An 8,142-nucleotide genomic window follows, 5' to 3' on the forward strand; every position below is an offset into this window, starting at 1 on the left:
CCTTAAGTTTTGGAAGGCCTTTCTCTTGAGCATCACCTCACGCAATGATCTGCGCAATGTCGCGATCGTCGCCCACGTCGACCACGGCAAGACCACTCTGGTCGACGCCATGCTGCGCCAGACCAAGGCAGTCGGCGGACACGGCGACCTCGAAGACCGCGTCATGGACTCCGGTGACCTTGAGAAGGAAAAGGGCATCACCATCCTGGCTAAGAACACCACCGTGTTCTACTCCGGTCCCTCCGCCCAGAAGCACGCCGGTCAGGACCAGGTGACCATCAACGTCATCGATACCCCAGGTCACGCTGACTTCGGCGGCGAGGTCGAGCGGGGTCTGTCCATGGTCGACGGCGTCGTGCTGCTGGTGGACGCCTCGGAGGGCCCGCTGCCGCAGACCCGCTTCGTGCTGCGCAAAGCACTCAACGCTTCCCTTCCGGTGATCCTGGTGGTCAACAAGACCGACCGCCCCGACGCCCGCATCGAAGGTGTCATCTCCGACACCATGGATTTGCTGCTGGGCTTGGCCTCCGACGTCGCTGAGGAGAACCCGGACCTGGATCTGGACTCCGTGCTGGATGTGCCGGTGGTCTTCGCCTCCGGTAAGGCTGGCCGCGCCTCCAAGGAGCAGCCCGCTGACGGCGGCCTGCCGGACAACGAGGACCTTGAGCCGCTGTTTGAGACCATCCTCGAGCACGTCCCCGCACCCCAGTACGACGACGAAGAAGTCCTTCAGGCTCATGTCACCAACCTTGACGCCTCTCCCTTCCTGGGGCGCCTGGCACTGCTGCGCATCTTCAACGGCACCCTGCGCAAGAACCAGCAGGTGGCCTGGGCACGTAAGGACGGCTCCACCAAGACGGTGAAGATCACTGAGCTGCTGGCCACCAAGGGCCTGGAGCGTGTGACCGCTGAATCCGCCGGCCCAGGCGAGATCGTCGCCGTCGCCGGTATCGAGGACATCATGATCGGTGAGACGCTCACCGATCTGGAGAACCCCAAGCCGCTGCCGAATATTGTGGTGGATGATCCCGCGATCTCCATGACCATCGGTATCAACACCTCTCCAATGGCCGGCCGCGTCAAGGGCGCAAAGGTCACCGCCCGCCAGGTGAAGGACCGCCTGGACAAGGAGCTGATCGGTAACGTCTCCATCAAGGTGCTGCCCACCGAGCGCCCCGACACTTGGGAAGTCCAGGGCCGTGGCGAGCTCGCCCTGGCCATCCTGGTGGAGCAGATGCGCCGCGAGGGCTTCGAGCTGACCGTGGGCAAGCCGCAGGTGGTCACCCGTGAGGTCGACGGCAAGCTCCATGAGCCCATGGAGAACATGACCATCGACGCTCCGGAGGAGTTCATGGGTGCTATCACCCAGCTGATGGCAGCTCGTAAGGGCACCATGACCACCATGACCAATAACGGCACCGGCTGGATCCGTATGGAATTCCTGGTTCCCGCGCGCGGTCTGATCGGCTTCCGCACCAAGTTCCTCACCGAAACCCGCGGTGCAGGCATCGCCTCCTCCTACGCGGCAGGCTACGAGCCCTGGAAGGGCGAGATCGAGTACCGCACCTCCGGTTCGCTGATCTCCGACCGCGCCGGCTCGGCCACCCCATTCGCGATGATCAACCTGCAGGAGCGCGGCAAGTTCTTCGTCGAGCCGCAGTCCGAGGTCTACGAAGGCCAGGTGGTGGGTGAGAACTCCCGCAACGAGGACATGGAAGTCAACATCACCAAGGAGAAGAAGCTCACCAATATGCGTGCAGCTTCAGCAGACTCCTTCGAGGGCCTGACCCCGCCGGTGAAGCTGACCCTGGAGGAGTCCCTGGAGTTCGCCAATGAGGACGAGTGTGTGGAGGTGACCCCGGAAGCCATCCGTATCCGCAAGGTCATCCTGAACTCCTCCGAGCGGATGAAGGAAACCCGCAAGAAGAAGTCCGCCTCGGCCTAAAGGCGTACTTGACGTCTATGACACAACACTCAGAGCTGTCCACTAGCCGACGCCGTCCTGCTCTGCTGGGGGTGTGCTTCGCCGCCGGGGCTATCATCGGCGTGCTGGGCACTATGTTGCACGGCAATATCTGGGTGATCGGAGAGCCCAGCAGCGGACTCATCCTCCCGTGGGGCGCAGTGCTTGCACTGCTGATTCTGCTGCTGGCTCTCCTGTGGTCCGGTATGACCGCCGGGTCACTGACCGAACCCATGCTGATGGGCGCAACAACGTTCACTGTGGCCAGCATCGCCTACCTATGGCCCGGGCCGGACCAGCTGGTGGTTCACTACACGCCGATCGCCTGGGAGCAGCTTCCCGGTCCGGTGTTAGCCTCCGCACTATGGTGGCTGGGCAGCGCACTGATCACCTGTGTGGCCATGATTCTCACCAAATGGCTTCTGATGAAGGACGCGCTGCAGCAGAAACAAGCCGCTGCTGCCCAGGCCCAGGCTCACTTACGTGGTGAAGACCACCAGCCGCCGTCGTCATTGGCGCCCTACCCCGGTGGCCCCCAGCGGTAGACTGGGAAACTGACGCACCCCCAAAGGAGACTTCGAGACCATGACCTACGTCATTGCGCTTCCCTGTGTGGACCTCAAAGACAAGGCCTGCATCGATGAGTGTCCGGTGGACTGCATCTATGAAGGCGAACGCTCCCTGTACATCCACCCCGACGAGTGCGTGGACTGCGGCGCCTGCGAGCCGGTCTGCCCGGTGGAAGCCATCTACTACGAAGATGACCTGCCCGAGGAGTGGAGCGAGTACTACCGCGCAAACGTGGAGTTCTTCGACGACCTCGGCTCTCCTGGTGGTGCCGCCAAACTGGGCAAGATCGAGAACGACCATGAAGTGATCGCTGTCCTGCCGCCGCAGGCCCACGACGAACACTGATTCCCAAGGTCTGACACCTTCCATGCTCACTCTTCCCGAGTACCCCTGGGACGCCATGACTCCCTACCGGGAGTTAGCGGCTGCCCATCCCGGCGGCACAGTGGATCTCTCCATCGGCACCCCGGTGGATCCCACCCCGCAGGTGATCCAGGATGCCCTGGCTGCTGCCAGTGACGCCCCCGGGTACCCCACCACTCACGGCCGGCCCCAGCTGCGCGAGGCTGTGGCTGACTGGTTCGCCCTCCGTCGCGGTGTGCCGAATCTCGACCCTGAGGCGGTGCTGCCCACCATCGGATCTAAGGAGCTGGTGGCCTGGCTGCCGACTCTGCTGGGCCTGGGGGCCGGGGATATTGTGCTGCGTCCCCGCATCGCTTACCCCACTTATGACATGGGTGCGGTGATCGCCGGCGCTGAACGGGTGGCCACCGATGACCCGTTCAGCCTGGATGAGTCCGTGCTGGCCCGGGTGAAGCTGATCTGGCTGAACTCTCCGGGTAATCCCACCGGAAAAGTCGACGACGTCGCCTATATGGCCCGCGTAGTGGAGCTTGCCCGCCGCATCGGCGCCGTCGTGGCCTCCGATGAGTGCTATGCAGAACTGCCCTGGGAGGTCGAGGAGGTGCCCTCGATCCTGGACCCCCGCGTCGCCGGTGAATCGCACCAAGGCCTGCTGGCGGTGTATTCAGTGTCCAAGCAGTCCAATCTGGCCGGCTATAGAGCCGCCTTTGCTGCTGGCTGCCCCGAGCTGATCAAGGGGCTGGTGAATACCCGCAAGCACGCCGGGATGATCATGCCAGCCCCGGTGCAGGAAGCGCTGCGAGTGGCACTTTCCGACGACGACCACGTCCGGTCTCAGCGGGAGCTGTATCGTCGCCGTCGTGCCCTGTTGAAGCCCGCTCTGGAAGCTGCAGGCTTCACAGTGGAGCATTCGGTGGCGGGCCTGTACCTGTGGTGCACTGACGGCTCCGTGACCGAAGATGGACGCGGTGACACCTGGGCTCAGGTTCAGCGGATGGCAGAACGTGGGATCGTTGTGGGACCGGGAGTCTTCTACGGTGAGGCCGGGGAAGGCTACGTCCGAGTAGCTTTGACGGCCTCCGATGAGCGAATTGCGGCCGCCGCTGAGCGTCTCGCAGTCTGACAACCTATTGGCGCGTGTGTCTGGTCACACGGTAGGTTGTTTCATGTTGTCACCCACGTGCTTGTCCGCGCGGGGCACCGACGTGCCCCGAAGCGGACCTGACGCAGCCGCAGGATCGGTAAGGAAGCGAGCGAACGATGACTGAGCAGAACTCAGCCCGCCTGGACTATCAGGGGCATGAGCTGGAACTACCGGTGGAAACCGCGGTAGAGGGCAATGATGGCCTCGATATCGCCCCGCTGTTGAAGACCACCGGTGCGGTCACCTACGACCCGGGCTTCATGAATACGGCCAACACCAAATCGGCCATCACCTACATCGACGGTAACGAGGGCATCCTGCGCTACCGTGGTTACCCCATCGAGCAGTTGGCGGAGAAGTCCAGCTTCCTTGAGGTTTCCTACCTGCTGATCTACGGCGAGCTGCCTACCCCGGAGCAGCTTCAGGACTTCGACAACGTCACCCGCCGGCACACTCTGCTCCACGAGGAGCTTAAGGATTTCTTCGGCGGATTCCCGCGCGATGCACACCCGATGCCGGTGCTGTCCTCGGCTGTTTCGGCGCTGTCCACCTACTACCCGGACTCCCTGGATCCTTTCGATGCGGATCAGGTTGAGCGTTCCACCTACCGGCTGCTGGCGAAGGTCCCCACCATTGCGGCTTACGCCTATAAGAAGAGCATCGGCCAGCCCATGCTCTACCCGGATAACAATCTGAGCCTGGTGGAGAACTTCCTGCGCGGCTGCTTCGGCGTTCCGGCGGAGAACTACGAGATTGACCCCGATATCGCCAAGGCCCTGGACGTCCTGCTCATCCTGCACGCAGACCACGAACAGAATTGCTCCACCTCCACGGTGCGACTGGTGGGCTCCTCGCAGGCGAATATGTTCGCCTCCATCTCCGCAGGCATCAACGCGCTCTACGGTCCCGCCCACGGCGGTGCGAACGAGGCTGTGCTGAAGATGCTGCGCCAGATCCAGGCAGGTGACGTCAGCCCCGAGGCCTTCATGGAGAAGGTGAAGAACAAGGAGGACGGCGTCCGCCTCATGGGCTTCGGTCACCGCGTCTACAAGAACTACGACCCGCGTGCTCGCGTGGTCAAGGGCCTTGCTGATGAGCTGCTGGGCAAGCTGGGCGGCGACGACGAGCTCTTCGATATCGCGCAGCGCCTGGAGCAGAAGGCCCTGGAGGATGACTACTTCGTGGAGCGCAAGCTCTACCCGAACGTGGACTTCTACACCGGTCTGATCTACAAGGCCATGGGCTTCCCGGAGAAGATGTTCACCGTGTTGTTCGCACTAGGACGTCTGCCCGGCTGGATTGCCCAGTGGCGCGAGATGATGGACGATCGCAACACCAAGATCGGCCGTCCCCGCCAGATCTACGTGGGCGAGCCCAAGCGCGATTACCCCGCCTGAGCTTGTTCATCCAGGAGCGCCCCGGCCAATCGGTCGGGGCGCTCCTGTGTCTCCTCGTTCGGTCACGCATTTTGACGCCACTTTGACCCGCTAAGCACCGAATCCAGGACGAAACGCCGTCATATCGCGTGACCGTATGCGTGTCGGCGCAGAATCAGCTGCGCCACCCCTGTTTCCGCAGTGCCCGGGTGATCTTCGCTACGGCTCCAGCCCCGCTGTGTCGCATGTGTTCTTTGGTGATGCGCACCTCTACCCAGCCCAGGGCCTCAGTCCGCTCCTGACGCCTGACATCGCGCAGCACCTGTTCCGGGTCCGAATGAACCGACTGCCCCTCATACTGGATCGCCAGTCGGTACTTCTCCACACTGAGATCTGGCTGCACTATACGGCGACCATGTTCATCCAGTAGCCACACATTAACCTGCGGCTCGGGAAGATTAGCCTCATACATGTAATAACGGAGCGTGGTTTCCTGGGGTGAATCGGCTCCGGGCCTCGCCAACAGGCTCGCAGTTCTTACGGTTTTTGCGCCGTTGGCTGGCCCCCGGGCTTTAGCCGCATCCCGCAAATCTGACACCCGGGTCAGTGATCCCGTTGTTTCGCCGAACTCAGTGCGCCCTGGACGCACCGCGATATCAGCCAGAATGAGCGCCTGAAGCATCGGCAGCTTCAATGCCAAGTCTGTCCAGGTCCAAGCGGGATCAGTCAGCGGTATCGACTGGTATGTGGCGCAGAAACGCTCAGGCACATCGGCGGTATGAGAGACCACCAGCCCCGAGCGTCGCGTACGCGCCCGACCGCGTGCATGAATCAGATGATAGGGCGGACCCAGCGGAACTGGTATCAAGCCCCAGAGTGCGGCCGCCGTCTCATGTCCTACGGTCCTGCCGCCTATCGCGGTCAGTGCCTGGAGGGTGTGCAGCGCGGAAGGGCTAGCATTATTCGTTTGTGGTCCCAGAAGGCCGTGCCCGAGGGAGATGAGGGAATCATTGGCTAGCGCATGCCTGATATCTCGTGCTGGCAGTTGCTCCAGGGCTTCCCTTCTGGTCAGCCCGTGGCGGGGCACGAGGTAGTTATGGGCGCGTCGTCGTCGATCCTCGGGGGACTTCATGCTCCTCATCCTTGGCCGGATGTGGCCGGAGGGGCAGAGGAGGCGCCTCAGATGTGGAAGAGCGGCCGTGGTGGACTGCCGAATCATCACTGGGGAAAACTCCGGACGTTCGGTCACGCGTTTTACCGGTAATAAACCGCCGCGATCGCTGAAAATGGCGCGAAATCTCGCAAAAACGCGTGACCGTAAGAAGTTCTGGGGGAGGGGTGGCCGGTGGGTGCTGCTTAGTCGCGGGAGAAACCGATGACGACGGCGTCGTCGCTCACTGTCTCCTGGCGCTCCCAGATCCCGGAATCGCGGTTCCAGTCGTATGGCCCCGCCGCCACAGACTGCACGCCGTAGTCATAAGCTGCGGCCACCGCCCAATGCGCCACCATCCAGAGGTAGTCATAGTCCCCGCTGCGTTCAGGGACATGAATCACCATCTGAGCAGTGGAGCCTTCGCCGTTGAGTTCCACCACGCCGTCCAACACCGGCTCCGGCTCGAACTCCTCGTCGCCTTGCCCCTCGGGCGCTTCGGTGAAGCTGACCCCCAAGGCGTTGGGCATCAGCGCCACCAGCTCCTCGGTGAGACCCTGGGGATCTGCCTCCGGGGCATCCAGCTGCGGCAGCGTACAGCTCATCACCACCGGCTGCTGGCCGGCTAAGGGCAGCGCAAAAGCCCGCGCTCGGTCAGTGTGCTGGGGATAGAAGCTGGGATTGTGCGGCCGGTCCAGGGCCTCAGCGGCCTCATCCAGGCTCAGCTCCGGGGTCCAGGCTGATTCCTGCTCAGCGTCCTCGTTCTGCTCTTCCTCAGCGCCAGCGTCTTCAGCGGCCCAGCGTTCTTCGAGCATGTCATAGAACCCGTCGATGCTTGCTTCAGCCACCTGGGCACTGGCGCCCTGGGACCAGTCCCGCGCACCGCGGGCAAACAACACCCGGGAATCACGCTCATTGGTCGCCTGCCGTACCGTCAGCTCGGACTCCTGCAGGGAGATCCCCACCGCGTGGACAGCCGCCTGCGGGGGCAGCTCGCGGTCCACAGCAGACACCGAGATCATCGCCGCATTATGCGCCTGTGACGGACTCAGCCGCTGGACCTGCTCCGGCAGCGCCACCTCGCAGCGCTCATCCAGCAGATACTCGTTCTGCTCGATGTACTGCCAGGCGCCGTAGCCGGTGCCGGCCACCAGAGCGGTGGTGATACCCAGGGCAACCAGGGCGCGACGACGACGGCGCCGCCGAACCATGGGGCGGGTGGCGACGACGCTGCGGTGGCGGGCGTTCGGTCTCATGACTCAGTTGGCGTGCAGGGCTGCGTTGAGCTCGACCTTCTGGCCCTTACGCGGCCGGGCCTGCACCTGACCGGTGACGGAGTCGCGCAGGAACAGCAGCCCGGAGGAGCCAGAGAGCTCACTTCCCTTAGCGGTGCCGGAGACCTCGCGGTTCTCATCGAGCACGGTCACTTTGGTGCCGGCGGTGATGTAGAGGCCCGCCTCCACCACACAGTCGTTGCCCAGGCTGATACCCACACCGGAGTTCGCTCCGAGCAGCACGCCCTCGCCGAGGGTGATCTTCTCTTTGCCGCCGCCGGAGAGGGTGCCCATGATGGAGG

The 8,142-nt window shown here is 63.2% G+C and carries 8 protein-coding genes; 5 read left to right on the forward strand and 3 right to left on the reverse strand.

Annotation, left to right across the window (positions count from 1 at the left end):
• Positions 1–25 precede the first annotated feature (25 nt).
• From typA to TX78_RS05015, 5 genes are all read left to right on the forward strand, one after another.
• Complete coding sequence (gene typA / locus TX78_RS04995) at positions 26–1,945, forward strand: translational GTPase TypA (protein ID WP_044494181.1); 1,920 nt, start codon at positions 26–28, stop codon at positions 1,943–1,945.
• 17 nt (positions 1,946–1,962) lie between these two features.
• Entirely contained in the window at positions 1,963–2,508 is a 546-nt protein-coding gene (locus TX78_RS05000; protein WP_044494184.1) for a hypothetical protein, read from the forward strand.
• Between the two features lie 40 nt (positions 2,509–2,548).
• The gene (gene fdxA / locus TX78_RS05005; RefSeq protein WP_044494187.1) at positions 2,549–2,878 is read left to right on the forward strand and encodes a ferredoxin; all 330 of its coding nucleotides are present in this window, start codon (positions 2,549–2,551) and stop codon (positions 2,876–2,878) included.
• Between the two features lie 22 nt (positions 2,879–2,900).
• Positions 2,901–4,019, forward strand: coding sequence for a succinyldiaminopimelate transaminase (gene dapC / locus TX78_RS05010; RefSeq protein WP_044494190.1), 1,119 nt, complete (start codon positions 2,901–2,903; stop codon positions 4,017–4,019).
• A gap of 137 nt (positions 4,020–4,156) precedes the next feature.
• The gene (locus TX78_RS05015; protein WP_044494193.1) at positions 4,157–5,437 is read left to right on the forward strand and encodes a citrate synthase; all 1,281 of its coding nucleotides are present in this window, start codon (positions 4,157–4,159) and stop codon (positions 5,435–5,437) included.
• Positions 5,438–5,591: 154 nt separating this feature from the next.
• Here the strand turns inward: TX78_RS05015 and TX78_RS13685 are convergent, their stop codons facing one another.
• The 3 genes from TX78_RS13685 to TX78_RS14200 all read right to left on the reverse strand — a co-directional run.
• Positions 5,592–6,548, reverse strand: coding sequence for an endonuclease domain-containing protein (locus TX78_RS13685; protein ID WP_147640423.1), 957 nt, complete (start codon positions 6,546–6,548; stop codon positions 5,592–5,594).
• 224 nt (positions 6,549–6,772) lie between these two features.
• Positions 6,773–7,822 carry a hypothetical protein gene (locus TX78_RS05025; RefSeq protein WP_044494195.1) on the reverse strand — a complete coding sequence of 350 codons (1,050 nt, stop codon included), beginning with the start codon at positions 7,820–7,822 and terminating at the stop codon, positions 6,773–6,775.
• Positions 7,823–7,825: 3 nt separating this feature from the next.
• The coding region (locus TX78_RS14200; RefSeq protein ID WP_267878917.1) for a DapH/DapD/GlmU-related protein at positions 7,826–8,142 on the reverse strand (317 nt) is incomplete at its 5' end.

Origin of the sequence: Nesterenkonia massiliensis (assembly GCF_000455245.1) — a bacterium.
GTDB classification, from domain to species: domain Bacteria; phylum Actinomycetota; class Actinomycetes; order Actinomycetales; family Micrococcaceae; genus Nesterenkonia; species Nesterenkonia rhizosphaerae.